General features: G+C 58.1%; 30 protein-coding genes and 1 tRNA gene. 19 read left to right on the top strand and 12 right to left on the bottom strand.

The genetic code is table 11. The annotated features are described in order from the left end of the window. The first annotated feature begins 1 nt into the window (after nucleotide 1). From RG540_RS03160 to RG540_RS03135, 6 genes are all read left to right on the top strand, one after another. Nucleotides 2–544, top strand: coding sequence for a hypothetical protein (locus RG540_RS03160; RefSeq protein WP_038584424.1), 543 nt, complete (start codon nucleotides 2–4; stop codon nucleotides 542–544). After that, entirely contained in the window at nucleotides 544–2,433 is a 1,890-nt protein-coding gene (locus tag RG540_RS03155; RefSeq protein WP_038584421.1) for a hypothetical protein, read from the top strand. Before RG540_RS03160 ends, RG540_RS03155 begins: the two co-directional genes overlap by 1 nt. Continuing rightward, on the top strand, nucleotides 2,430–2,627 hold the full coding sequence (locus RG540_RS03150) for a hypothetical protein (protein ID WP_038584419.1): 198 nt from the start codon (nucleotides 2,430–2,432) through the stop codon (nucleotides 2,625–2,627). The genes RG540_RS03155 and RG540_RS03150 overlap by 4 nt, the downstream gene beginning before the upstream one ends. A gap of 707 nt (nucleotides 2,628–3,334) precedes the next feature. Then, nucleotides 3,335–3,625 carry a hypothetical protein gene (locus RG540_RS03145; protein ID WP_038584417.1) on the top strand — a complete coding sequence of 97 codons (291 nt, stop codon included), beginning with the start codon at nucleotides 3,335–3,337 and terminating at the stop codon, nucleotides 3,623–3,625. Between the two features lie 150 nt (nucleotides 3,626–3,775). Next, the gene (locus tag RG540_RS03140) at nucleotides 3,776–5,476 is read left to right on the top strand and encodes a hypothetical protein (protein WP_157884569.1); all 1,701 of its coding nucleotides are present in this window, start codon (nucleotides 3,776–3,778) and stop codon (nucleotides 5,474–5,476) included. A gap of 59 nt (nucleotides 5,477–5,535) precedes the next feature. Further along, complete coding sequence (locus tag RG540_RS03135; RefSeq protein WP_038584411.1) at nucleotides 5,536–5,916, top strand: hypothetical protein; 381 nt, start codon at nucleotides 5,536–5,538, stop codon at nucleotides 5,914–5,916. 3 nt (nucleotides 5,917–5,919) lie between these two features. Here RG540_RS03135 and RG540_RS03130 read toward each other — a convergent pair whose 3' ends face one another. Next, nucleotides 5,920–6,378: a hypothetical protein gene (locus RG540_RS03130; RefSeq protein ID WP_038584408.1), complete on the bottom strand. Its 459-nt coding sequence runs from the start codon at nucleotides 6,376–6,378 to the stop codon at nucleotides 5,920–5,922. Nucleotides 6,379–6,758: 380 nt separating this feature from the next. On the opposite strand from RG540_RS03130, the gene RG540_RS03120 reads away from it, so the two are divergent. From RG540_RS03120 to RG540_RS03100, 6 genes are read left to right on the top strand one after another with little or no spacing between them, the layout of a single operon-like run. Next, nucleotides 6,759–7,487 carry an N-acetylmuramidase family protein gene (locus RG540_RS03120; protein ID WP_051909228.1) on the top strand — a complete coding sequence of 243 codons (729 nt, stop codon included), beginning with the start codon at nucleotides 6,759–6,761 and terminating at the stop codon, nucleotides 7,485–7,487. Beyond that, the gene (locus RG540_RS03115; RefSeq protein ID WP_038584403.1) at nucleotides 7,487–7,780 is read left to right on the top strand and encodes a hypothetical protein; all 294 of its coding nucleotides are present in this window, start codon (nucleotides 7,487–7,489) and stop codon (nucleotides 7,778–7,780) included. The genes RG540_RS03120 and RG540_RS03115 overlap by 1 nt, the downstream gene beginning before the upstream one ends. Further along, a complete protein-coding gene (locus tag RG540_RS03110) occupies nucleotides 7,777–8,013 on the top strand; it encodes a hypothetical protein (protein WP_038584401.1) in 237 nt (78 codons plus the stop codon). Before RG540_RS03115 ends, RG540_RS03110 begins: the two co-directional genes overlap by 4 nt. Then, nucleotides 8,006–8,155 carry a hypothetical protein gene (locus RG540_RS32240; RefSeq protein ID WP_157884568.1) on the top strand — a complete coding sequence of 50 codons (150 nt, stop codon included), beginning with the start codon at nucleotides 8,006–8,008 and terminating at the stop codon, nucleotides 8,153–8,155. The genes RG540_RS03110 and RG540_RS32240 overlap by 8 nt, the downstream gene beginning before the upstream one ends. Beyond that, nucleotides 8,148–8,474: a hypothetical protein gene (locus RG540_RS03105; RefSeq protein ID WP_038584399.1), complete on the top strand. Its 327-nt coding sequence runs from the start codon at nucleotides 8,148–8,150 to the stop codon at nucleotides 8,472–8,474. The genes RG540_RS32240 and RG540_RS03105 overlap by 8 nt, the downstream gene beginning before the upstream one ends. Then, complete coding sequence (locus RG540_RS03100) at nucleotides 8,471–8,704, top strand: hypothetical protein (protein ID WP_038584397.1); 234 nt, start codon at nucleotides 8,471–8,473, stop codon at nucleotides 8,702–8,704. The genes RG540_RS03105 and RG540_RS03100 overlap by 4 nt, the downstream gene beginning before the upstream one ends. Before the next feature lie 27 nt (nucleotides 8,705–8,731). Here RG540_RS03100 and RG540_RS32235 read toward each other — a convergent pair whose 3' ends face one another. Together RG540_RS32235 and RG540_RS03095 are read right to left on the bottom strand one after the other, a co-directional pair. Further along, nucleotides 8,732–9,076 carry a hypothetical protein gene (locus RG540_RS32235; RefSeq protein WP_157884567.1) on the bottom strand — a complete coding sequence of 115 codons (345 nt, stop codon included), beginning with the start codon at nucleotides 9,074–9,076 and terminating at the stop codon, nucleotides 8,732–8,734. Next, nucleotides 9,073–9,750 carry a hypothetical protein gene (locus RG540_RS03095; RefSeq protein WP_038584394.1) on the bottom strand — a complete coding sequence of 226 codons (678 nt, stop codon included), beginning with the start codon at nucleotides 9,748–9,750 and terminating at the stop codon, nucleotides 9,073–9,075. The genes RG540_RS32235 and RG540_RS03095 overlap by 4 nt, the downstream gene beginning before the upstream one ends. A 171-nt stretch (nucleotides 9,751–9,921) precedes the next feature. Here RG540_RS03095 and RG540_RS03090 point away from each other — a divergent pair, with 171 nt between their 5' ends. Next, nucleotides 9,922–10,527, top strand: coding sequence for a hypothetical protein (locus RG540_RS03090; protein WP_038584391.1), 606 nt, complete (start codon nucleotides 9,922–9,924; stop codon nucleotides 10,525–10,527). A gap of 2 nt (nucleotides 10,528–10,529) precedes the next feature. Here the strand turns inward: RG540_RS03090 and RG540_RS03085 are convergent, their stop codons facing one another. From RG540_RS03085 to RG540_RS03075, 4 genes are all read right to left on the bottom strand, one after another. Further along, nucleotides 10,530–10,847, bottom strand: coding sequence for a hypothetical protein (locus tag RG540_RS03085; RefSeq protein ID WP_038584388.1), 318 nt, complete (start codon nucleotides 10,845–10,847; stop codon nucleotides 10,530–10,532). Then, on the bottom strand, nucleotides 10,847–11,167 hold the full coding sequence (locus RG540_RS03080; RefSeq protein WP_038584385.1) for a hypothetical protein: 321 nt from the start codon (nucleotides 11,165–11,167) through the stop codon (nucleotides 10,847–10,849). The genes RG540_RS03085 and RG540_RS03080 overlap by 1 nt, the downstream gene beginning before the upstream one ends. Nucleotides 11,168–11,653: 486 nt before the next feature. Continuing rightward, entirely contained in the window at nucleotides 11,654–11,953 is a 300-nt protein-coding gene (locus tag RG540_RS32230; protein ID WP_157884566.1) for a hypothetical protein, read from the bottom strand. An 85-nt stretch (nucleotides 11,954–12,038) separates the two neighbouring features. Beyond that, the gene (locus tag RG540_RS03075) at nucleotides 12,039–12,941 is read right to left on the bottom strand and encodes a hypothetical protein (RefSeq protein WP_157884565.1); all 903 of its coding nucleotides are present in this window, start codon (nucleotides 12,939–12,941) and stop codon (nucleotides 12,039–12,041) included. Nucleotides 12,942–13,148: 207 nt separating this feature from the next. On the opposite strand from RG540_RS03075, the gene ligD reads away from it, so the two are divergent. Further along, the gene (gene ligD / locus RG540_RS03070) at nucleotides 13,149–14,045 is read left to right on the top strand and encodes a non-homologous end-joining DNA ligase (RefSeq protein ID WP_322789614.1); all 897 of its coding nucleotides are present in this window, start codon (nucleotides 13,149–13,151) and stop codon (nucleotides 14,043–14,045) included. 162 nt (nucleotides 14,046–14,207) lie between these two features. Here the strand turns inward: ligD and RG540_RS03065 are convergent. Beyond that, nucleotides 14,208–14,284: transfer RNA gene (locus tag RG540_RS03065), tRNA-Pro, on the bottom strand. Between the two features lie 283 nt (nucleotides 14,285–14,567). On the opposite strand from RG540_RS03065, the gene RG540_RS03060 reads away from it, so the two are divergent. Beyond that, the gene (locus RG540_RS03060) at nucleotides 14,568–14,924 is read left to right on the top strand and encodes a hypothetical protein (RefSeq protein ID WP_038584378.1); all 357 of its coding nucleotides are present in this window, start codon (nucleotides 14,568–14,570) and stop codon (nucleotides 14,922–14,924) included. Nucleotides 14,925–15,144: 220 nt separating this feature from the next. Further along, on the top strand, nucleotides 15,145–16,056 hold the full coding sequence (locus RG540_RS03055; RefSeq protein ID WP_038584375.1) for an MBL fold metallo-hydrolase: 912 nt from the start codon (nucleotides 15,145–15,147) through the stop codon (nucleotides 16,054–16,056). Between the two features lie 100 nt (nucleotides 16,057–16,156). Here the strand turns inward: RG540_RS03055 and RG540_RS03050 are convergent, their stop codons facing one another. Then, nucleotides 16,157–17,050 (bottom strand): DUF1499 domain-containing protein, encoded by an 894-nt coding sequence (locus tag RG540_RS03050; protein ID WP_038592966.1) that lies wholly within the window; start codon nucleotides 17,048–17,050, stop codon nucleotides 16,157–16,159. A gap of 109 nt (nucleotides 17,051–17,159) precedes the next feature. Here RG540_RS03050 and RG540_RS03045 point away from each other — a divergent pair, with 109 nt between their 5' ends. Further along, nucleotides 17,160–17,438: a hypothetical protein gene (locus RG540_RS03045; RefSeq protein ID WP_038584373.1), complete on the top strand. Its 279-nt coding sequence runs from the start codon at nucleotides 17,160–17,162 to the stop codon at nucleotides 17,436–17,438. 123 nt (nucleotides 17,439–17,561) lie between these two features. Here RG540_RS03045 and RG540_RS03040 read toward each other — a convergent pair whose 3' ends face one another. Further along, complete coding sequence (locus RG540_RS03040; protein ID WP_038584371.1) at nucleotides 17,562–17,921, bottom strand: VOC family protein; 360 nt, start codon at nucleotides 17,919–17,921, stop codon at nucleotides 17,562–17,564. A gap of 89 nt (nucleotides 17,922–18,010) precedes the next feature. Further along, a complete protein-coding gene (locus tag RG540_RS03035; RefSeq protein WP_038584368.1) occupies nucleotides 18,011–18,442 on the bottom strand; it encodes a GNAT family N-acetyltransferase in 432 nt (143 codons plus the stop codon). A 116-nt stretch (nucleotides 18,443–18,558) separates the two neighbouring features. Here RG540_RS03035 and RG540_RS03030 point away from each other — a divergent pair, with 116 nt between their 5' ends. Both RG540_RS03030 and RG540_RS33095 read left to right on the top strand, forming a co-directional pair. Next, a complete protein-coding gene (locus RG540_RS03030) occupies nucleotides 18,559–18,747 on the top strand; it encodes a hypothetical protein (RefSeq protein ID WP_038584365.1) in 189 nt (62 codons plus the stop codon). 84 nt (nucleotides 18,748–18,831) lie between these two features. Next, complete coding sequence (locus RG540_RS33095) at nucleotides 18,832–19,026, top strand: type II toxin-antitoxin system RelE/ParE family toxin (RefSeq protein WP_322789613.1); 195 nt, start codon at nucleotides 18,832–18,834, stop codon at nucleotides 19,024–19,026. 15 nt (nucleotides 19,027–19,041) lie between these two features. Here the strand turns inward: RG540_RS33095 and ppdK are convergent, their stop codons facing one another. Next, entirely contained in the window at nucleotides 19,042–21,714 is a 2,673-nt protein-coding gene (ppdK, locus tag RG540_RS03025) for a pyruvate, phosphate dikinase (RefSeq protein ID WP_038584362.1), read from the bottom strand. Between the last annotated feature and the right edge of the window lie 28 nt (nucleotides 21,715–21,742).

Genomic DNA, 21,742 nt, shown 5'->3' with positions numbered 1-21,742 from the left:
TATGTATCCAGGCTCTCCTTCAAAGACCGTTTGCTCCGCGATGCCGCTCGGGTGGCAGACTGGCACCGATATGACGGCTAGTATTTCCTTGATCAGCGAGTCTTCGGACATGCGTCGCTCGTGGAATGCGGAGCTTCGCAATTTCGCCGATCCGGCATTCCGTCTGTTCAAGATAGAGCTTGCTTCAGGTGACGGCGAATACATGACGCCACCGCTGATGAGATTGATGCCAGGCGACACATTCCACATCGTCGTCGACGCAGATTTTGAAGACTTCATCCCCGTTGGTGGGACGACCAAAACCCTTATCCGCGATCCTTATCCGGGCTCGATCCGTTGCAAGAACCTGGGCACAACTGCGATACCGTTCACATCATCTGGCCGCGTCGTTACGCTGGATGCGCCTGCCGTCGAAGAAGTTCGTATCTCGGCGCGATACGATCTGTCGGTGATGATAACTGAGCCGTGGAAGTTCTCAGAACGCGCGTCCGACCGAAAGGTCAACTGGAGCGTCGTTGTCGAGGAACTCGGAGGTAGCGCCTGATGCTTTACCTCGCCTTCCTTGATGCCTGGGACCAACCCTTTGATCCGATAGCCCATAAGAAGAACGAAGCTTTCTTCTCGATAGATAGCAACATCGAAGAGCGCGAGGACGGCGACGTCATCACGCCGTTCTTCAACGTTACCGTCCAGAACCCGGGCATAGCTTGGATCGCAACCCAGCCGTCGCGGTACGCCGTCATATCGGAACAGCTTCCGGATGACCCGGAGCCCATCCAACTCGCGCGTGGCCGATATCACAATCTGCCGGTGGAGCTGGCTGGTGACGATTGCCAGATCGAATTCACCTGCGTACCGCCGGACGAAGACGATGTCCTAAAGGCGGCAGCCGATGCCATTCGCCTTGGCGAGGTCGACTACGATCCGGACGCTGACCAGGAGGACCGCGAGGCCGCTGAGGTCTATGACCCCCTCTTCTATTCTCCTGAGGCAACCGACGACCCGTCGAACGCTCTCGCAGCTACCATGGATGTCTGGCGCTGGAACCGGCTGACGTTGGCTCCGGAGCGTGTTCACCTGATCAATGGTACCGTCCAGCATGTGATCGCAGGTGCCACTGCCGGAACTCACAAGTCCGCCAGGATGTCGATCCGCAACCCGCCGAAAGCTCTGAGCCGCATCCGTCTGATCAGTAACTGGACCCAGAGCGCCAGCGGTGATCAACCGACCGAGTTCCTTGGGACCCGCGAGATCGACACCTACAATTATCAGTCCTTCATCGACGGACTGCCGAAACCCGGCACGGCCATCGGATCGAGCACCGGTTGGACCATTGCCGCTGCCGAAATCAAGGAAATCGAGGACCTGCTGCCGCAGACGTTTGGTCGGGGCTTTGCATCGATCTGGGGAGCGACCGGTCAGCAGATCAAGATGCAGGCGAAGCGCCTGACCATCGGTATGCGAGCGCATTACGAATACAACCAAGAGCGCGAGGAAATCCTGGACCTCTACATGTCTGCAGGCGTTCAACCCGTTCTCGATGACGACAAGACCGAGACTGTCGACCAGATCACACTGTCATCACTGACGCTCGACGTTGTGACGCCGGAATGGCTTTACGAAGACCCTGAGACGCTGGAGGTTATGCACTACGTCGTCGGCGACAAGGTCCAGGCCAACGGGCTGGTATGGCGCTGCACGTTCGAGCATGACGCTACCGAGCGGTTCACGGCCAATCTTTTTGATCCTGATACAGGAGATGTTGCTCAAACCCTATGGGTCAAGACCGCCAAGCAGGCGGCCGTCGACGCGAGGACTTCAAGGTTCTTCGATATGCCACGAGGAAAGCGGGCGGTCCGCCATGGATTACGCCGCTTGAACCGCATCGTCCAGCGCCGAGCACGGGCTGCCGAAGTCAGTTTCGAAGTAGAATGGAAGGTTGGCCGTACAATCACATGCGCTGACGAGTGTCGGATAGAATATCGACGTTGGCCGGGCGGCGAGCTGGTTGGTAAAGTCATCGGCGTCCAGCTCAAAATCGATGGTGCGTCCCGGTCGGCGATCATTACGCTTGGTGTTTCCATCGGTACAGGCGTCGAACCTAACCCCTCTGAAGGGATAGAGAGCACGAACGATATCTTATACGGGGTTACCGCACCCGGGGTGAACGCTCCTGTTGACACCTACTCTCTCGATAACCAGGGCCCTCGAATCCTTGTCGTTGAGAATGAGGCTGACACCCAGGATGGATTTGGCCGCAACGCATCTGAAAGCGGGGGGGACCCTGTTGCTGCGATAGCCGCGAATCCCACGATCCTAAGGATTTATTTTGAGCCGTTGAGACAGGAAGACCTGATCACTCGAAGGATTTCCGCCCACACCCAGCCGGTCTACGTCCGCAAGGGCATAGACCTATCGCCGGAGATATCATGACCTCGGCCGTTAATGCCTTTAAACAGCTCATCGCTCATCAGACCCGGAAGGAACTGGTGTCGAGACCCCGTGTTCGGACGTCGACGATCCGCATCGAAAGCCACGATCAGGAACAAGAGCTGGTTATTGGCGGTGGGTCGGATGTGAGCTACGCTGTCGTCCAGACGTCTGTGGATTATTCGCCTCCGGAGTGATGATTCGGCGAATCGTCAAGGCGATTCTGATAGGCCCGTTTTGCGACTCGCCGAGTCAAGCCGATTTTCGGGGTACTTGTTCACCCTAAGTTCCGCGAGTTATCCCCACAATCCACCGCAATGCCGCTCGTAAGTATCTGTAAATAAAAGAGTTTTTCAGAATGCCTGTGAATAGCTACTAAATACTATTTTCAGTTCTTGCGCCAAATCACTGAAGCCCAGTACATTGCTCGTGTTGATGACGTCCTACCAAAGGAGAAACCCATGTTGTATTGGGCTTTGAAATGGTGGATGGCAGCTACATTCGCGACGATGACGATCTACTATGGTCTTCATTTTGTGAATGAAATGAGAGAGGCCGTCTCCTGGCATAACCAGAAAGACGGCCCTGATCAGTCCACGAAACCGTAACAACAAACGGTTTGCTGTCGGGAAGAGCCGGTGTTCGTAGCACTGGCTCTTTTCGTTTTCGTGTAAGGACACCTTTAAATATTCAACGAGTCCTGTCAAAGGAATTTTCCCTTGACGGGAATTTGAAGGACTCGAATTTCCAAAGGCGCAATTAGCATTTCGAATTTTGCGTCTCAGGTTTTCCACTTTAATTTTAAAAGGACTCGACGTCCACAATTCCTGTGGCTGACCCTCGAATCTTGCAGCGCCGTCATCCTCAATGGACAAATTGACCACTGCTGTTGACGAGTCCTTGAATGCCAGTCGATGAAAACTTCCTGCTCACGAAAATTATGGACCTCAGCGAGAGCGTCGCAAAAATCAGCGGCAAGATCGACGGCTTCATGCAGTCGCAGTCGACGCAGCAAGCTGAGATCAACGGTCTAAAGACCCGCATCAGCTCAACTGAGGCTGATATTGTTGGCATCAAAGCCACTCACTCGACCGTCCGAAACCGTTTGCTCGGCGCGTCGGCGATCTGTTCTGCGGCTGCGGCGGCATTCATGACGTTCGGCTGGCCAATAGTTCAAAAAAAGTTCGGTCTATGAGCATTGCAAATGTTTGCAATCTCCTGGCCTTGTCAACGTTCTTGCATATAACCCATTGCAATCACTCAATTTTCTGTTTGCGGCCGACAAAGTCTCGGGTTTCCATTGGTTCACGACTGTCAAAAGGCAGCGTTAAACAAAGGGTATAAAATGGAAAAGAAAATCGGTCGTCCGAAGACCCTTAACTCGGAATCTGATTCACAAATCGTCGCGAAACACTTGGGCAACGGCCTACGTCGGAAGCAAATCCTAGCCGATACCGGTTGGACTGAGTGGCGATACCAAATGGCAAGAGAATATCTTTCTAAAAACCCACCTGTCGAACTGGTCGTTATTGAAACCAAGCCGGAAGCTGCCAAGTCCGAAAAGCCAAAGCCGGTCCGCCTGACGAAAATTCCGGTAATCGACGCGAACCTCGAACCGGGCAGAGTCCACCGGTTCATTATTACCGCAGCCCAAGATGACACCCCGAAATTCGAGGGGTTCTGGGCCAGCTTGAAGACCTACGCCACCCGCCTGGGCGCTTCCATCATCACTTGCGGCCTTACCTACCAGAAAGGTCTCTTCGAAGACCATGCGGTTGCCACCGCGACCTACGACAAAGACGTCGAAGAATTCCTCATCATTGAGCGCATCCAGCTCACCCCCGATCTCCTGATCATCTGCGACGCAAACGTCCTACCCACCACCGCAAATCCACTGCAAGGCTGGCAGGTCGCCAACAAGGGCGGTCACGTCGTGGTGCCATCGACCCGTATTGCGCTGGAAAGCATCCCGCGCATGCAAGATGATCCTCCACGGTTCGCGATCTCGACCGGCTGCTGCACCTTGCCGAGCTATACACCTCGGGCAGCAGGCAGAAAGTCGCTGTTTCATCACACGTACGGCGCTCTACTGATTGAAATCGATGTCGACGGTGAGTGCTTCTTCCATCACCTGCAGCCGGATGAAGACGGTGCGTTCCAGCACTTCGATTGGATCGTCTCCGGCGAAACGATCACCGCACAGAACCGCGTGAAGGCCGTTACCTGGGGCGATATCCACCATGATCAGCTTGATCCGGTCGTCGCCATGGCTAGCTGGGGTTATTGCACGGCCGAAAAGAAGGTTGTGACCGGGCACTCACTTGCTGGATATCTCAACGCCGAATACGAGTTTGCCCACGACACCTTGGATTTCCGTCGTCGGAACCACCATGGCCTGGACGATCCCCATGAACGGGCTCGCATCAACATTGCTACCAACTCGAATGTCGAGAGCGAAGTCCGAGAAGCCGCCCGGTTCATCAACGCGATCTCCCGTGATGGCTGCCGTACCGTTGTCGTCGAGAGCAATCATGATGCGGCGATCACCAAGTGGCTCAAGAACCCCGAAGGCATGCTCGACGCGGAGAATGCCTACTACTGGCACCTCCTGAACAGCGTCTGGCACAGGGAAATCAGGGCCTCCAACAGCGACTTCAATCCCGTCCACGAAGCTCTTCGGATGGCCGGGCTCGATGACCATATCGATTTCATCGGATCGGGCGAGAGCTTCACGATCCTGGAGATCGAACACGGTCTTCACGGCGATATTGGCGTCGGTGGATCACGAGGGACGCCCCAGCAATTTCGTAGGTTCGGCCGTCGCACATCGACCGGCCACACTCATTCTCCTTCGATTGCGGACGGGGCCTACGTTGCCGGTCTCTCAGCAAAACTGCGGCAGGGTTACAACAAGGGGCCGACCCGCTGGGCACATGCTCATATCGTTCTCTACCCGAACGGCAAGCGCGGCATGGTGTTGATGCACTCCGACGGCCGGTTCCAAGCCATGGGTGATATCCTCGAACAACAACTCCAGGCTGCTTGACCCCTCTTGCACATTTTCCCCAATCACGGCAGTAATTCCTGCAGTGGTTGGGGGTGTTAATGCTTGATCAATTTCAGATGGCTGCGGCCTCGATTTATAGCGGCTGGGTTCTGTTCGGCTGCTTGGTATTCGCTTTCGGCATCTTTCCAGCTCTCACCATGAAGCTCTGGGAGAAGCGGAAACACGGCCTCGTGCGGATCGCGTGCATAGTTGCTGCGCTGACCTCTTTTTACGTCCTGTTGCAAGGTGCCAGGATGGCAATCGACTGGGTCGATCCCTTTGCGGGTAAGGAGAGCCAGATGGCGGGTGCAATCCATAACCCCAAAGGCTGGATTATCGTTGCCGTGATCGTCGTGTGGCCTTACCTGCTCATGATCATCGGGGCGCTCATTGGGCATCTGGCTATCCGTGACCTGCTGCGGCTGCGACGGGTCGCTTAGAACTTACTTGATCAACTCGCAATTCGACTTTCGGTATTTTTCCTCGCCAATCGATTTCAGCAGTTCCTTGTCGACGATCCATTTCGCCGTCGGCAAAGGCATGCCGCTCGCATCGTGTTCGGCCATCTCGGCATAAGCGTAGGTCGTCACCGCCTCGAACATTCGCCCGGCCGAGAAGTCTGTTGTTGGTCCTTGAACAGACCAAAGGATCGTCATCGGAACAAATTTGGAGAGTTCCTCGCGCGTGATCTTCTCAGCGCGTAGCGCCTCAATGAATTTCCGGGACGCGTCCAGGCCAAGATTGAAGAACCGTTCCGTCTCAGTCTTACGGTCCGCGTTTGAAGCGTACGCGAAGCATTGATAGGCCGTCAGGGCGTATCGACCTAGCTTGGCATTCTCTTCTGTAGCGGTGGCGGCGGTCGAGGCCAAAGTTAATGCAAGAATCGCGATGGCAGTGCGCATGAGGTCCCCCGATCACGGGAACGCTAGCCTAACGGAACCTGCTTCTCAATAACTAACGTGAGCATAAGGATCGCGGTTGCAGCCGGGCCGTTGTCAGCAACCTCCAAGTGGGCTTCAAGTGGATGCTCGTGCTTCAGCACTACGCGCCCATACAAGCGCTTTCTCGTGTCAACGATAGTGATCCGATGCCCGGCTTTCGACGGCTCAACACTGACCTCGTAGGGCGTGCTGGGGTCCTTGAATTTGCCGGAGCCAGTTTCCTGAACCTGCTTCCGAAATTCTCTCAGTAATTGCTGATCTAAATCTTGCATTTCGCGCTTTGCCGTTTCCGCCGACCGAGTTCGACTAGATGTAACGTTATTACATCGATGGGAGTTCCGGTGTCGTTATTCGATCTATTCGGAAAAAGTGAAAGCTCAATTGACGAGCAGCCGGATTGGCGTCAGTCGGTAGAAGACTGTCTTGGCGGTGAAGAAGCCTCCTGTACCTGGGTCGAGACCACTGCCTCGGCGCTCCCATTTAACTTCATCGGCAGTCACCTGGAGATGTCCGCAGGTGCCTGGGTGAAGGCCGCCGCGCTACTATCCGTCACCGAAGCTCACGTCCGTGCCGTCGCATCGGTCGAAGCTCTGGGTTCCGGATATCTCGCCAGCGGTCGCCCCAAAATCCTTTTCGAAGCTCACAAGTTCTCGGCCTCGACCAGCAGGAGATACGACAGCTCTCATCCGAACATCAGCTCCAAGACCTGGAATCAGAAGCTCTACGGCGGCGGCGGTGAACACCAGTACGCAAGGCTTGCTGAGGCGATGAAGCTCCACGAGACAGCCGCTCTCGCCTCTTCCAGCTGGGGTGCCTTCCAAATCCTTGGCAGCAACTTCGAGCCTGCTGGATATCCATCAGTCCAGGCTTTCGTCTATGCCGCCTGTCAGTCCGAGGACGAGCAGCTCTTTAGCTTCTGCGCATTCGTGAAAGCAAACCCCACTATGCACAAGGCGCTGAAGGCCAAGGACTGGGCCGGGTTTGCCAGCAGATACAATGGCAGCGGCTATAAGGCCAACGCATACGATACGAAGCTGTCAGCCGCCTTCAAGAAGTTTGGAGGTAAGTGATGGGAGCTTGGATTCCAAAAACACCTGACACTTACCGACCTCGCTCCAGCGTGCTGCTATGCGAGATGCTCACCAAGATGATCCTCGATCACATCGAACTGGAAGGACTTTCCGCAGCAGAGATCGCACGGAAATATCCAGGTTTTCGAGCTGCCTACATCCAGGCGATGCGGTCTGGTGTTTTGTTCGGAGAGAAGCGGCTCCTCTCCATGTGCGAAGCCCTCGGCCTCTTTGTCGTCTTCTCCGTCGTCCGCAGCATGCGAGAGCAGACCAGAATGATGGAGGCCGCATGACCCGTCCTCTTCGTGAACAGAAATCCCGTACCTATTCGAAACGTCTGACCGCCTGGAGCTTGGCAGGTATCTTCGCGCTGGCCGCCCTCGGTCGGGAAGCGGAAGTCATCTACGCCGTCAGCTCTGCCGCTGTCGCTCACCTCCTTCTTTATATGGGCACTGGCCACCTGGACCTGCGCTCGATCCTAACCAGCGAGCTGCTCAAGCTCAGAAAGCGTGGTCCAGATGCATAAGCTGTTTAGCTCCGGCGAAGACTATACTCACTTTGAGGTCGGCCTTGTTGTCGCCTGTACGGTCCAGCTCGGTATCTTGGGAGGCATAGCAGCCGTCGCGGTGATCACCGCGATCAAGGTCTGGAACAGCCATCATGCTTGATTTCGGCCTGTCTACCTACCTCAAGATCGGGGCAACTGTCGCAATCCTTGCCGTCATCGGGCTGGGCTATTGGCACTACACGTCGCTTGTCGACCAAGTCTCAACCCTGAAGATCGAGCTGTCGACCAAGGACAAGGAACTGAAATCCGCCAAGGCCGCCGTCGAAGCCATGAACGACGTCATCGTAGATACTGAGGCCCAGCAGACGAAATCCTCGGTGCTCCAGACGTCCGTGGCGAAGGCCCGGGTCTCCAACGATGTTGAGCTGCCCAGACCTCTGGCAGATGCCTTCCTGACCCGTTTCGGAGGCAAGCAATGATCGGCAAGATCGCAACCACCGTCAGCTTTGTTTTCATCCTGGCCCTGATCGTGTCCTGTTCGGCAACGATCCCACCCGCGCTCCTGAGCTGCAAGGATGAGCCAGCCTACAGCGGTCGTAAGAATGTATCCGCAGCGGATGTGGTGGAGTTCGCCGACCAGCTGGCGCTTGCCGGGGCTGACTGCAGAGCAAGGTTGAAGGCGGTCAAAAAGATTGTCGACCAGAAATGATAAAGGCCCCAGATCGGGGCCTTTTCGTTATCGTTTGGGAGCTGGCATTGGCGGCCGCCGTCTCGCGACTGGGACCGTAAAGCGCCGAACTGGTGGCGGTGAAGGTGGGGTGGGTTCCTCGACATGGAGAACCGGCATCACGGGTTGTTTGATCCGGTACTTCTCATGAAGGGCTTCGGCGGCTGCTCGCTCAGCTGCGCGTTCTTCTGGGGTCTTCAGGGCTTCCCGACGGCACCGTTCGATTGCCTCGGGGTCTGATGCCAGGGCATATAGACGGCCGGTCTTCGGCCATTGCATCGACGATCTAAACCGCTTCTCGATCAGCTGACCGCAACGCAGGAAGAAGTGGATGTATTCGCGCTCGATGTTCATGCTGCTTCTCCGATCATCTCGGCTTGCATGCGTTCTAGCGTCTGCAGTTTCGTTTCTGAGGGAGTTGAGCGCCAGTCGACACCTTCCATCTGGTAATCCGTCAGACAGTAGAGGTCGAACTCCATCACGTCACAGATCGTCTCCAGGCTGAGAATATCGTTCCGAACGATATGGCGGAGGCGCGAACGGCGCTGCATAGCCTCGTCATATTCTCGGACTCGAGATTGCCCACGGACGTAAGCTTTCCACCCTTCGGCCTGCTGATCGACGTCACCCAAAAAGACGGCTTGCCACATCCAGACCGTTTCATAAATCTGATGATGGTTGTGATCGCGAACAAAGAAGTCAGGCTTTCCGTGCACTCGGACGGATGCACGCGCTCGCCGTTTCACCCACTCAACGGCAGTTGCCCAGTAATCTTCCGCAGGCATCATCCGTTCAGCGGACGAGTAGGAAATATATGACCGGATTGTGCGCTCCTGCTTGTGCAGGAATTCGGCGAGACCGGCGACTTGGCGTGTAAGTTTGGTGTCTTTTCTGTTTCCGGTCTCGATCTCGAATGCCGGAAGCAGGTCCCGGAGCCGATATGGCATTTCATCTTTCCGCATTTTCAACATTAGTAATCCCTTTGGTTGGAGGATAAAGGCATCCTCAACAACAAGGGTTTGCTGCATTTGAGTTGGCGACAAGAATAAAGTGAGCCCACAGTGGACCCACAAATGCAATGACTAGGTTCTATCTGATCGCGTCAACAAAATATTCTTTTGGCTGTCGGCGGATTTGTTCAAAGCGCCGCCGAAACTCAGAGTGAAGCTCTCAATATAATAGAAGTAGGGAGCTTCATCATGTTTCAGTTCATCGTCGCAATCATTCGTCTTGCCGCTCAAGTTGCAATGTCGGTAATCAAGTCCGTAGCGGACGCCTTCGAGGAAGCTTGGAAGGCGGCTGCAGCCTCTATCGCAGCTATCTTCGCATTGCCAGGTCGACTGCTGGGTGGCGGGGGTGGAGGCGTACCAGCACAGCCCATTCCCGATCTCAAGATGGCGTTGCCGGACGGCGACCGAATCGTGCAGGCGGCAGACCTTCAGAAATCGGAAAACAAGGCTGTCGACATGCTCGCCAAGGAAATCATGACACCAGCACAGCAAGCCCAGGCGTTCGCGATGATGGCGGTCGAGGATCGGGGATTGGCTGACATTTCCAAGTTGACGGACGAACAGATCGACTGGCTCTATAGTCTCCACGAAGATCAGCTGCGGATCGTGGTGGACGCTTCCGAGCGTCGTGTCGCCGATGCCCTGGCCGGAAAGCCGAGAGCTTTGATGGCGATCCTCTCGGTCGGCGAAGAGCCGTACGAACAGCCGACGGTTTTCGCTCACCGGCTCGCAGCAAAAAGAGCGGCCTCGCTAGAAGCCGCTCCCTTGATCACATATTCCGCCGTCAAAATCTAAAACTACCGGGCCGACATCCGAACTTTGCGGCCGAGATAATTCTCGCGCCGCAGAGCTTTCACGCACTGTGAGAGCCCTTCCGGATTTTCCTGCAAGTAGTGCCCGAACACTTCATACGCGGCCTGCTCGTAAAGTTGCTGATCTTCTTCAGCCAAAAGCGCATTCATGTCTTCATGCTCACGCTCGTTTTCGCGGTCGTGCATGTCGAACCGAACCTCAGCGTACAACGCTTGGACCGACCGCAACCCCGTCGCCATCATCACTTCTTTGGTCGACAACTCTCCGGCCATCCACCGATCAATCACTTCCACGACGTCCATTATGCGGCACGCTGAGCAAGGCGACGGGCGCTTTCGTAGCTCGTCCGAGCTGCGGTGCGGAGACGGGCGTTTTCAGCCTTCAGGCGTTCGATCTCGGCCGCCTGGCCTTCGGCGACCTGCATGATGCTCTCCGCGTAGTTGATGGCCTGGCCGAGCTGGTGACGGAGGACATGGCTGTTGGTGCTTTCGCGAGCAGCGCGGGCGGCAGCGAGGCCGGACATGTGAGCGTTGACGGCACCCATCGCGAGCACACCGAAGATCGCCGAGGTCTGCGCTACGGCCACTCCAGCAGGATTTTTCGACGTAAACATATTGCTCATGACCGGCTCCTTTGTTGCACGCTCAGGATGAATCCCAAGTGTGAACAACATATGAATTTAGTCGTTAAAGACAACCGGTAAAAGTCGATTTCTGAAGATGAAACAGAAGAAAAATCAAAGCACTGTTACAAACAAGGGGCAAACTTCGGAAATTGCCCCTTGTTTGTAACAGTGCAGCCCATGGTTTATACCGGATAACGGATAAGTTCTGGAGATTATACTTTTTAGGAACTTATCCGTTATCGCCGCATCTTGCCAAGGGCCAGGGTATTTCCAGCTCGATTTCCGCATTTCGTGCATCGGAGCCTGGGCGTGATCGCGATGACGTAAGACCGCCTCCCAAACCGACGGGCCAACTCCCAGCGGTCCAGCCAACCTTTATGTTGACAGGAGGAGCAGCGAGCGCCCAACACGTACCACTGTTCGAGACGCTCGAAAGTAATCTGATCTCGCTCTGGCTGGGCCGACACCGCCGCCTTGTCGGCCTTAGGTAAGAGGGAGCGGCGGGTCCGGTGTTCTTTCGCACGACATCCGGTGGCGGCCATTAAGATGGATGAGGACCTTGCCCGGCCGGACCCGGATAGCGGCATCGTGTGCGGCACAGCTAACGGCAAAATCAGTTGCCCGGCTGATCGTTTCGATCAACTCGCCACCAGCTTCCGGGGCCTTCGACCAAATTTCAATTCTGTAACCTGTCTCCCCCGATCCGCCGCCACGGGCACTGCCTTCAGACACCGTGTAGCCGGTGTCGCTTCGAACGAGGTCAATACTTTTGCGGTGTTTCATGGAACAGTTCCCGACGGAATATGTTCCTATTTCGTTCTCTTTTTCGGGAGAGTCAACTCTACTCCTGAATCGTCCCCATCGACCTTCATCTGATCAGTAACCTAAGAACCGAAGCCACGGCGATAATCCAGAGCGCGATCTTGATACTTTTTAGGTTCGCAGTTGGGAATGTCGGTTGCGCCACCCAGGTGGCTTTCGTATCTGCAACGAATTCATCGCGTACGGGCTGAGGGTCTGGCAAATCCAAGTCCTCCAGCGTCCCAGGCTTGTCGAAGCCAAAGCGAATTTGCATCAGCCGAGCCGGTGCATGATTCTGATCGGGAAGCAGAAAGGTTTGCGCATGGTGCCAATCTCTCAATCCCGCCTCAACTTCGCTCTGGTAAATGGCGACCAGTGCAGCGACCTGCAGCTGTGGTCGTACCTTGCTTGAGCGGATTTCGTTGATCAGATCGCGCAGCTGGTCGGCGGTCATGTAGAGCGTTAGATGTAGGTTATCGCTGCCTGGCCTGATGTCTCCCATATCTTCCTTGAAAAGGAACAGGGACCCGGCATTGGCGTCTTGATCGGTCACGCTAACGACGTTCACGATCACATCTCGGAAAGTCTTCTCGTAAGCCGTGTCATCTCGGTCCGACGGCGTGCGACTGGGATCGCGGACGAATGCACATACGACCCGGTCTCTCTCGATTTGGCCGAGCCCAGTTATGGCATACCCCGTTCGGCCAGGAGCGGGTTTGATCTGAGCGAGCCTGAGCTTGTTGTAAGCCTCGAACCCCTCTTTGGTTCTCGCCTGCCACTCGTCACCTTCAAAATCGCTGAATATATTTTTCTCGAAGTCTTGTTCAAAACCACCGACCGCCCTGACCAGATCATAATCGGAAAGGACGATCCGGAGAGTGTGCCAGTGTTCGAAATAGTGAAGCTTATTTCCATTGGAAATGCTGAATGAGATGGCGTTCGTCCGCTCAAACTCTAGGTCTTTCTCCACTCCGTCCCCCGTGATCATTGCATTTTAAGTAATTGATGTTGTGATCGAGGAATGGTCAAGCGTCCTAGTAAGCCGTGGTCGGTCCCTCTCCGAGAAACTCGACCACCCGATATCCGTGGTGGTCGACGTCGTCCGCGCGATCCGCAGCAGCCAGCATTGCCATTCGATCCAATGCCTCCCTGGATTGAGCCCTGTCTAGCAGAGCTGATGCCAAAGCCTCCCAGCGATCCCCGATGGGTCTTCGAAGTCAAATGGGACGGATACAGAGTTCAGATTCGCAAGGACCATGACGACGTTCGCATCTTTACGCGCCCAGGTCATGACTGGACCAAGAGATTTCCTGCCATCGCTGAGGCTGTCAGGGCCCTTCCAGTAGGGTCCGTCATCATCGACGGCGAGGCCGTTGTCCTAGATGATATGGGGAGGTCTGACTACAACGCCCTCGTCAGCGACCTGGGAGGACCGACCAGCGGCAAGGCGTCTCACAACTCGATCCTGATGGCGTTCGACCTCCTTTATTTCGACGGGCATTCACTTATCGGTGTCGAGGAATCCAGCCGTCGACACCTCCTGGAAGACATGGTTTCGCCAGAGGAGATCGGCCCCATTCGCCTGTCACAGGAAATTGATGGCGACGGTGCTGACATCTTCCGTGCTGCCAGCGAACACGGACTGGAAGGCATCATCGCCAAGGACCGGGATGCTCCTTATCGATCCGGCCGCAGCGGCGACTGGAAGAAGATCAAGTGCATCGCGTCAGACGGCTTCGTAATCCTGGGGTATGAGCCCGGCTCTGGATACGGCGGCATCGGTCGCTTGCTGATAGCGGCGTTTGATAATGGCAAGCTTCGATATGTCGGTGGCGTGGGAACCGGACTGTCGTCAAGGTCGGCGGCGATCTTGCGTGCTGAGATGGATAAGATCGTCGTATCGAAACCATCTGCTCCGACGGGTCGAAAGCGGGAGGCCGTGTGGCTGAAGCCGGTACTGATCGCTGAGATCGAATACAGGGGCTGGACCGGTGATCAGAAGCTCCGGCATGCGAGCTATAAAGGACTTCGGGACCCGGATGAAAATGGTGAAGTTTTTCAGCTTCGGAGGTGACCCTATCGCCCGCGAAGGTTGAGATCGGTAGACATTAGGTGGATCGCGAGAAACAGCATCCCAACAGCTTCAAAAAATAACTGTCGGGATTTCTGTCGGGTCCGCCAATTTAGGGCCGAAAAACGCTCACAGAAATTCGGGAAAAAGCGAGCAAAATCAAGCTGGTCGGAGTGGAGTGATTCGAACACTCGACCCCCACGTCCCGAACGTGGTGCGCTACCAGACTGCGCTACACTCCGTGACCAGCGGCGCCTCTATAGACCAGCATTTTTCATTGCACAAGCGCCGCTCATGAAAAATATGCGACAGCTTCGCGATCGCTCATGCCCTCGCTCCGGAAAGGCGGAAAACCAAGGCGTTGCAAAAAAGCGGCGCAGGAGAAATTTGATGTCGAGGGGCGTTCATCGCCTCGCGAAGCCTGACAAAAATCTGTTACGTGCAGTCTCGAAAGACTTGCCTCAAAAAGCCTCAAAAGCCTTGCCTCCCGGGCACAACAGAAGACATGAAGGATTTTTCACGATCATGAGCCGCCGCGTCCTCGCATCGACCGCCCTTTTCGCGCTCGCCCTTTCGGCCTGCACCACCGTCAGCGTTGCCAGCAATCCGATCGAGACCCGCTGGGTGGGCCACTCGGCCGGCGAGTTCTTCGCAAAGTTCAGCCCGCCGATCAGCGACACCAGCGACGGTTCCACGACCGTTTATACCTGGCGTGGCGGCTATAATCGCATCAAGCAGCAGGGCGGCCGCAGCGCCAGCGTCAGCTGCACGGCGAAGATCACCGTCTCCTCCAGCTACGTGATCCGCGACATCACCATCATTTCCGATCGTCCGGGCGCCAACGGCCCGAGCTACTGCACGGAACTGCTGGCCGCCAGCTGAGGCGAGCGAGCCCGCGACAGCGGATCCACATCATGAAAGCCATCGGCCGTCGCCCAACGGGGTGACGGCCGGTGGCTATTTTTGAATGCGCCGCAGCAAAAGCGGTGCTAGACCTCTCCAGCGCTTTGAACAGCGCAATCGATGCGATCCGAGACCTGGCGCAAAACCGGCAATGCCGCAGTGGCCATCATCGATATCGCATCAGGCGCGGAGGCCCGGCATGGCGGAAGACGTTACCTTCGATATGGAATTCACTCCTTCCTACGGCGTGCCGGTCAAGGTGGCCGAAGGCGTGCAGCGGCTGACCGTCAACAATCCCTCGCCCTTCACCTTTCACGGCACCAATAGCTATATCGTCGGCGGCTCGTCGGTGGCGGTCATCGATCCGGGCCCGGAAAACGAGGCGCATTTCGAAGCGTTGATGGCAGCGCTGAAGGGCCGCGAGGTCACCCATATCTTCATCAGCCACACGCACCGCGACCACTCGCCGCTTGCCCGTCGGCTGAGCCAGGAGACCGGGGCGCCGACCGTTGCCGAAGGCCCGCACCGGGCCTCGCGGCCGCTACATGCGGGCGAAGTCAACCCGTTCGCCGAAAGCGCCGACACCGGCTTCGTGCCCGATATCATAGCTGCCGACGGCCAGGTGATCGAGGGCGACGGTTGGGCGCTGTCGGCCGTGCATACACCGGGTCACACAGCCAACCATTCCGCTTTCGCATTGGAGGGAACCGGCGTGCTGTTTTCCGCCGATCACGTCATGGCCTGGGCGACGACGATCGTCGCGCCGCCGGATGGATCCATGGCGGATTTCATGGCCTCGATCGAAAAACTGCTGCCGCGGGAGGACCGGATCTTCTTTCCGGGCCATGGCGGACCGGTGAAGGAACCGGGCTCGTTCCTGCGGGGGCTTCGCACCCATCGGCGTATGCGCGAACGCGCCGTGCTGGAGCGCATCAAGGCCGGCGATAGGCTGATCCCCGACATGGTCAAGGTGATCTATGCCAGCACCGATCCGCGCCTGCATGGAGCGGCGGCCCTTTCCGTGCTTGCGCATCTGGAAGACCTGGTCGAGAAAGGCCGCGTGCTGACCGAGGGTCCACCGTCGCTCACGGGTGCTTACTGGCCGGCTTGAAGCGTGCCGCAATCCTTCGGATTCGCATGCCCTGCTTCAAGTCTTTAGTTTCTCCGCATGTCGTTATCCAAAACCGCTACACAGTTTTGCGCGACATGCTTTAGTTCCCGGCGATCCCCAGAAGTTCGGTATCGAGCCGGTCGAGAAAATCCTCGGCGATCGCCTGGCTCATTCCCAGATCGTGTGGGCCGTAGCGCGAGGCGACTCGGATATCGACCGAGGTCGTCTCGGCCTCTTCCCTTAGCCGGATGACGAGGTCGAAACGCAGGCCAAGGATCAGGGTGCGGGCCTCGCCCTGCAGCAGGACGTCGCCGGAATTGACGAAAACCGGTGCGAGCGAGGGTTCCGGGCGCGGCAGCGGGATCGGCGCCACGTCCGGCACCGGCGCCTGTTCGTCCTGCGGCGCGGGGCGCTGGGAGATATCCGGCGCGATCAACTCGACGCCTTCCTTCTTCGTGATCGCGATGCGGGCGGAAAGCACCGCCTTCTGCACACCCTGGTAGACGCGGTCGAGCGCGCCCTCGTAACGCCTGCCTGTAAGGCCGGGATAGGCGGCGAACTGGACCCGCCGATCGGCAGGCGTGATCACCGTCGCGCGCGGCAGCCATTTCTGGCTGGCTTTCGGCTCAGCGACCCATGGCGGCGGGTCGGCAATATCGGTGGAAATGTCGTAGAGCGGCGGCAGGGTGAAATAATAGAAGGCGCCGGTCGCCACCACGGCGAGCGGAACCGCCGCATAGATCAGCCCTTTCGTCGCCGCAACACCGCCGCTCGCGCCGACCTGCCAGAGCCGCATCAGGCCGATCAGCGACAGAGGCACGGAAACGGCGGCGATTGCTGCGGAAAGAAAGAGCAGCGCCAGAAAATCCGGGGTCGCCAGGGGACCGAAACGATGTGCCAGCGCGGCGATCACGAACAGCGCCAGAGCCGAGAAGGCCAGCCTGCGGGCCGTATAGGCCGAATGGGAAACGGGCCGGACAAAACGGACGGGCATGGGATCGGCAAAGGCTCCATGGCAAAAGCGCTCGCTCATGTGTAAAACAGCTTCGCCCGGAATGGAATCCCAAGGTTGCAGCCCGGCCGAATGAAAAGGAGTTCATTTCATGCGCCCTCACAGCCTTCTCCTCATCACCTCGCTTATCGCCCCGCTGGGCGTCCTGCTGGCCGGCTGCCAGACCATGACGCCGGAGGAACGCCGTGCGGCGGATGAGACCACGTGCGCCAGCTACGGCTTCAAGCGCGGCACGGATGCAATGGCGCGCTGCATGCTCGACATCGAACTCGACCGCCGCGCCGAAGGGCGCTCGATGCAGTCCCGCGCCGATGCGATGATGTGGCGGCCGATGGTTGTCGAACGCCGGGTGATCGTGGAGCGGCGCTGAACGCCGGCATAAGGGCGGTGCTATAGAACGGCGCACTCCTCCAACCCAGCTTTCCCCGGCGCGCCAGGTCTCCTCGATCAGCCCGCAGGGATATCCGGCCTCGAACGCGAAATGCCCATTCGATCACCGGCGGTATTGCAGCTCGATCTTCAGGCCTTCCGGGCCATAGACGAAGATCTGGCCGATATCGGTATCGGGTATGGCGTCGTGTTCGAAGCGGTAACCTGTCGCCGTGATCCGCTCGATGGCGGCGTCGTGATCGTAAAAGCCGAAAGCCACGTGGTTGAACATGCCGGGCGGAAAATCTTCGCCACGGGTGACGATGCTCAGATGAATGAAAGGATGGCCGTCGAGATAAAGCCAGCGGCCGGGGTCGGAAAAGGGCGGCCGGTAGCCTTCCTCGGCTCCGAGCACCTTGCCCAGGAACGCGACCATCGCGTCGGCGTCGCGCGTATGAATATTGACGTGGTCCAAGCGCGGCATGTTTCCTCCCTGTCGCTCCCGGCGGATAAGCTAACACGGGAAGGTCGTCGTCCTAAACCCCCATGGGCAGAAACGGAAAACGGCGGACTTCAGAAATTCTTCATGTCGTAGTGGGGAATGCCGACGTCGAAGAATTCTTCGCCATAGGCCTTGAAACCGAAACGTTCGTACATGGAGATCTTGTCGCTCTGGGCCGCCAGATGAAAGCGGTTGCCGCGGGCTTGCCCATGCGCTTCCATGGCGGCGCGGATCATGGCGCTGGCGACACCCTTGCCGCGCCACGGGCTGGTGACCGCGACCCGGCCGATCTTGACATAATCTTCCGCATAGATGGCCCGCAGCGTGCCGCAGACCTCACCCGAGACGACGGCCACGAAGTGGAAGGCGGTCAGGTCGTCGGCATCGAATTCCATGTCCGCGGGCACGTTCTGTTCGACGATGAAGACTTCGCGGCGAAGGCGGAAACCCTCGTTGCAGAGCGTGCTGAAGACGGGCACGGCGAGAACGGTGACTTGGTTCATGATGGTCTCCTCGGCTGCATTTCCGAACGCCTATTTGTTTTTTCGGCGACGGCCGGCATGACATAAACATCCCCAATCGGCTTTTAAAAGCCGGTTCGATCTGCCATGATCCTTCCATGAGCGAACCGCAGAAGCCAATCTCGATTGAAGATGCTATTTCGCCGGCGCCGACGGAGGCAGCCGACGACCTGCACGCGTGGCAGGTCAAAAAACTGGCAGAGCGAAAAAAGTCGGCTGATGACGGACGATTTGCTTCCGCCGAGACGGTGCGCGCGGTGATCCGCAAATTCATCCCCAATGGATGAACTCGTCTGGCTGGACGAGGCGCTGCAAGATCTCGATGAGATCGGCTCTATATCGCACTCGACAATCCACAGGCTGCCGAAAACGTGGTTCGCCGCATCGTGGAAGCTGTTTCCATGCTGGCGTGGCACCCGAAAGTCGGCCGACTGACTTCGGATGGAGATACACGGCGCCTCACCATTGCCGGCACCCCCTATATCGCGTTTTATCGTCTTCGCGAACGGGCGGAGATACTGGCCATATTTCACACGTCCCGAAAATGGCCGGACCATCTGAAATAGGGGATGACCCTTGGTTCATCCCTTCCTCCTTTCGATCGCCGCCTGGGCTGCCGCAAGGCGGGCGATCGGCACGCGGAAGGGCGAGCAGGAGACGTAGTCGAGGTCGGCATTCTCGCAGAATCGGATCGAGGCGGGGTCGCCGCCGTGTTCGCCGCAGATGCCGAGCTTCAGGTCGTTGCGGGTCCGGCGGCCGCGCTCGGCGGCCATCTGGATGAGTTCGCCGACGCCATCGAAATCGAGCGAGATGAACGGGTCGTGCTCGATGATGCCCTTCCTCTGATAGGTCGGGATGAAAGCGGCCGCATCGTCGCGCGACATGCCGAAGGTCGTCTGGGTCAGATCGTTGGTGCCGAAGGAGAAGAACTCGGCCGTTTCGGCGATCACATGGGCGCGGATGGCGGCGCGCGGCAGCTCGATCATGGTGCCGGCGAGATAGGCGATCGGAACGCCGGTTTCCTTTGCGACATCCTCGGCGACGCGGTCGATGACGCCCTTCACATAATCCAGTTCCTTGCGCAGGCTGACGAGCGGCACCATGATTTCCAGTTCGACCGGTTCGCCGGTCAGCTTTCCGGCCTCGACCGCCGCCTCGAAAATGGCGCGCGCCTGCATTTCGGCAATTTCAGGATAGGAGATCGCCAGCCGGCAGCCGCGGTGGCCGAGCATCGGGTTGAACTCGTGGATGGCGTCGATGCGGCGGGCGAGGAAGGCTGGCGGCATCGCCATCGCCTTGGCGACCTCGGCGATCTCTGCTTCCGTCTTCGGCAGGAATTCGTGCAGCGGCGGATCGAGCAGGCGGATCGTCACCGGCAGGCCGTGCATGATCGAAAACAGCTCGATGAAATCCGAGCGTTGCATCGGCAGGAGTTTTCCGAGCGCCGCGCGGCGGCCCTTCTCGTCCTCGGCGAGGATCATCTCGCGCATCACATGGATACGGTCGCCTTCGAAGAACATGTGCTCGGTGCGGCAGAGGCCGATGCCTTCGGCCCCGAAGGAGCGGGCGGCGCGGGCGTCCTGCGGCGTATCGGCGTTCGTGCGCACGGTCATGCGGCGGGTCTTGTCGGCCCAGGCCATAAGCTTGCCGAAATCGCCCGACAGCGCCGGCTGGATCATCGGCACCGCGCCTTTCAGCACCTGGCCGGACGAACCGTCTATCGTAACCGTGTCGCCGCGCTTCAGCGTCACGCCGCCACCGCCGATCAGCAGTTCGTTGCGCATGTCGACGCGCATCGATCCGGCACCGACGACGCAGGGAATGCCCATGCCGCGGGCGACGACGGCCGCATGGCTGGTCATGCCGCCGCGAGTGGTGAGAATGCCTTCGGCGGCGTGCATGCCGTGGATGTCTTCCGGGCTGGTTTCGATGCGCACCAGGATGACCTTGCGGCCTTCGTGCTCCGCCTCGACCGCCTCCTCGGCGGTAAAGACGATCTCGCCGGTGGCAGCTCCCGGGGAAGCGGGCAGGCCGGAGCCGACCACGTGGCGCTCGACGCGCGGATCGATGGTCGGATGGAGAAGCTGGTCGAGCGAGGGCGGCTCGATGCGGCACACGGCCTCCTCCTCGGTGATGACGCCCTCCTCCACCATGTCGACGGCGATCTTCATCGCTGCACGGGTGGTGCGCTTGCCGGAGCGTGTCTGCAACATCCACAGCTTGCCGCGCTCGATGGTGAATTCGAGGTCCTGCATGTCGCGGTAGTGGATTTCCAGCCGGTCGCAAATCGCCCTGAACTCGGCGAACGCCTCCGGCATCAGCTTTTCCATCGACGGCTTTTCGGAGCCGGAGGCGATACGCCCTTCCTCGGTGATCGATTGCGGCGTGCGGATGCCGGCGACGACATCCTCACCCTGGGCATTGACCAGGAATTCGCCGTAGAGCTCCCGTTCGCCGGTCGAGGGGTTGCGGGTGAAGGCGACGCCGGTCGCAGACGACGAGCCGAGATTGCCGAACACCATGGTCTGGACGTTGACGGCAGTGCCCCATTCTTCCGGAATGCGGTGGAGCATGCGGTAGGTCACGGCGCGCGGGTTCATCCAGCTCGAAAAGACGGCGCGGATGGCGCCCCAGAGCTGCACGTGCGGATCCTGCGGAAAGCTGGTGTCCAGCTCGTCCTCGATCATCCTCTTGTAGAGGCTGACGATATGCTGCCACTCGACCGCCGAAAGATCGGTATCGTAGTCATGGCCGAGGCGGGCTTTTTCGTCTTCCAGGATCTCCTCGAATATCTCATGGTCGAGGCCCATGACCACATCGGCATACATCTGGATGAAGCGGCGGTAGCTGTCCCAGGCAAAGCGCGCATCGCCGGCATCGTGCCCGAGCGCCTGCACGGTCTCGTCGTTGAGGCCGAGGTTGAGGACGGTATCCATCATGCCCGGCATGGAGGCGCGCGCACCGGACCGCACCGACAGCAGCAGAGGCTTGGCCTTGCCGCCGAAGACGCGCCCGGTCTGGCCTTCAATGACGGTTATCCCCTCGAGAACCTGCGTCTTCAGGTCATCGGGAATGGTTCTGTTGTTGTTGAAATAGAAAACGCAGGCATCGGCGACGATGGTAAGTCCCGGAGGAACGGGCAGGCCAAGGCTTGCCATCTCGGCGAGATTGGCGCCCTTGCCGCCCAGCCGCTCGACATCCGCGGCGCGGCCCTCCGCCTCGCCGCCGCCGAAGCGATAGACCCATTTCGACATTGCTGCTCTCCACCCGTCGCAGTCTTTT

This window comes from Neorhizobium galegae bv. orientalis str. HAMBI 540, assembly GCF_000731315.1.
In the GTDB taxonomy this organism is placed as follows: Bacteria; Pseudomonadota; Alphaproteobacteria; order Rhizobiales; family Rhizobiaceae; genus Neorhizobium; species Neorhizobium galegae.
The sequence above is the reverse complement of the archived record's forward strand: the minus strand, read 5'-3'. Positions and strand labels throughout refer to the sequence as shown.

Excerpts from the sequence above, each read along its gene's own strand:
- RG540_RS03155 (WP_038584421.1), top strand. The coding sequence starts at position 544 with ATGCTTTACCTCGCCTTCCTTGATGCCTGGGACCAACCCTTTGATCCG.
- RG540_RS03110 (WP_038584401.1), top strand. The coding sequence starts at position 7,777 with ATGACCCGTCCTCTTCGTGAACAGAAATCCCGTACCTATTCGAAACGT.
- RG540_RS03090 (WP_038584391.1), top strand. The coding sequence starts at position 9,922 with ATGTTTCAGTTCATCGTCGCAATCATTCGTCTTGCCGCTCAAGTTGCA.
- RG540_RS03080 (WP_038584385.1), bottom strand. The coding sequence starts at position 11,167 with ATGAGCAATATGTTTACGTCGAAAAATCCTGCTGGAGTGGCCGTAGCG.
- RG540_RS03095 (WP_038584394.1), bottom strand. The coding sequence starts at position 9,750 with ATGCAGCAAACCCTTGTTGTTGAGGATGCCTTTATCCTCCAACCAAAG.
- ppdK (WP_038584362.1), bottom strand. The coding sequence starts at position 21,714 with ATGTCGAAATGGGTCTATCGCTTCGGCGGCGGCGAGGCGGAGGGCCGC.
- RG540_RS32235 (WP_157884567.1), bottom strand. The coding sequence starts at position 9,076 with ATGAACATCGAGCGCGAATACATCCACTTCTTCCTGCGTTGCGGTCAG.
- RG540_RS03105 (WP_038584399.1), top strand. The coding sequence starts at position 8,148 with ATGCTTGATTTCGGCCTGTCTACCTACCTCAAGATCGGGGCAACTGTC.
- RG540_RS03060 (WP_038584378.1), top strand. The coding sequence starts at position 14,568 with ATGAGCCGCCGCGTCCTCGCATCGACCGCCCTTTTCGCGCTCGCCCTT.
- RG540_RS03100 (WP_038584397.1), top strand. The coding sequence starts at position 8,471 with ATGATCGGCAAGATCGCAACCACCGTCAGCTTTGTTTTCATCCTGGCC.
- RG540_RS32240 (WP_157884568.1), top strand. The coding sequence starts at position 8,006 with ATGCATAAGCTGTTTAGCTCCGGCGAAGACTATACTCACTTTGAGGTC.
- RG540_RS03160 (WP_038584424.1), top strand. The coding sequence starts at position 2 with ATGTATCCAGGCTCTCCTTCAAAGACCGTTTGCTCCGCGATGCCGCTC.
- RG540_RS03140 (WP_157884569.1), top strand. The coding sequence starts at position 3,776 with ATGGAAAAGAAAATCGGTCGTCCGAAGACCCTTAACTCGGAATCTGAT.
- RG540_RS03045 (WP_038584373.1), top strand. The coding sequence starts at position 17,160 with ATGCGCCCTCACAGCCTTCTCCTCATCACCTCGCTTATCGCCCCGCTG.
- RG540_RS03040 (WP_038584371.1), bottom strand. The coding sequence starts at position 17,921 with ATGCCGCGCTTGGACCACGTCAATATTCATACGCGCGACGCCGACGCG.
- RG540_RS32230 (WP_157884566.1), bottom strand. The coding sequence starts at position 11,953 with ATGAAACACCGCAAAAGTATTGACCTCGTTCGAAGCGACACCGGCTAC.
- RG540_RS03035 (WP_038584368.1), bottom strand. The coding sequence starts at position 18,442 with ATGAACCAAGTCACCGTTCTCGCCGTGCCCGTCTTCAGCACGCTCTGC.
- RG540_RS03145 (WP_038584417.1), top strand. The coding sequence starts at position 3,335 with ATGCCAGTCGATGAAAACTTCCTGCTCACGAAAATTATGGACCTCAGC.
- RG540_RS03055 (WP_038584375.1), top strand. The coding sequence starts at position 15,145 with ATGGCGGAAGACGTTACCTTCGATATGGAATTCACTCCTTCCTACGGC.
- RG540_RS03030 (WP_038584365.1), top strand. The coding sequence starts at position 18,559 with ATGAGCGAACCGCAGAAGCCAATCTCGATTGAAGATGCTATTTCGCCG.
- RG540_RS03085 (WP_038584388.1), bottom strand. The coding sequence starts at position 10,847 with ATGGACGTCGTGGAAGTGATTGATCGGTGGATGGCCGGAGAGTTGTCG.
- RG540_RS03150 (WP_038584419.1), top strand. The coding sequence starts at position 2,430 with ATGACCTCGGCCGTTAATGCCTTTAAACAGCTCATCGCTCATCAGACC.
- RG540_RS03130 (WP_038584408.1), bottom strand. The coding sequence starts at position 6,378 with ATGCGCACTGCCATCGCGATTCTTGCATTAACTTTGGCCTCGACCGCC.
- RG540_RS03135 (WP_038584411.1), top strand. The coding sequence starts at position 5,536 with ATGCTTGATCAATTTCAGATGGCTGCGGCCTCGATTTATAGCGGCTGG.
- RG540_RS03115 (WP_038584403.1), top strand. The coding sequence starts at position 7,487 with ATGGGAGCTTGGATTCCAAAAACACCTGACACTTACCGACCTCGCTCC.
- RG540_RS03050 (WP_038592966.1), bottom strand. The coding sequence starts at position 17,050 with ATGCCCGTCCGTTTTGTCCGGCCCGTTTCCCATTCGGCCTATACGGCC.
- ligD (WP_322789614.1), top strand. The coding sequence starts at position 13,149 with ATGCCAAAGCCTCCCAGCGATCCCCGATGGGTCTTCGAAGTCAAATGG.